General features: G+C 69.2%; 1 protein-coding gene. It reads left to right on the forward strand.

Features of this window, described 5'->3' with window-relative positions; genetic code table 11:
* Window positions 1–256: 256 nt before the first annotated feature.
* On the forward strand, window positions 257–594 hold a 338-nt coding region (locus KUM32_RS32190; protein ID WP_254406446.1), incomplete at its 3' end, for a TetR/AcrR family transcriptional regulator.

Below are 594 nucleotides of genomic sequence, written 5' to 3' on the forward strand. Positions count from 1 at the left end.
GGGGCCGCACCCGCCTCCGCGCCCCCGCCTCGACCCCCTCGGGGTCCGCGCTCACTCTGACCCCATGTCAGTGGGCTCCACTACAGCCATACGGACAGGTCTGTCTGTATCCTGAAGAGCGTTGGCGTAGGCTCCGGGCGCGCACCTGACGCGGCACCGAGCCGGCGCCCGAACCAGGCACCCACCTCTTGGAGCGTGACGCATGGCTGACAAGCGGTCTCCCGCTCGGAGTCGGATTCTGGATACCGCGACGGAGTTGTTCAACGCCCACGGCGTGCGTGGCGTCGGCGTGGACCGCATCATCGCCGAATCCGGCGTCGCCAAGGCGACTCTCTACTCTCACTTCCGCTCCAAGGACGATCTCGTCATCGCGTACCTCCACGGCGCCGACGGACTCTGGCGCGGTGCCCTGCGGGAGGCCGCGACCAACGCCGGTTCCGACCCCCGCGAACAGATACTCGGGCTGTTCGACGCGCTGCGCACCGCGACCATCTGCGACGGCTTCCGTGGCTGCGCCTTCATCAACACCGCGAGCGAGACGGAGCCCGGCACCGCCCCGCACGCCACCAGCGTCGAACACAAGCAAGCCGTGCG

This window comes from Streptomyces sp. AC627_RSS907 (assembly GCF_019049165.1).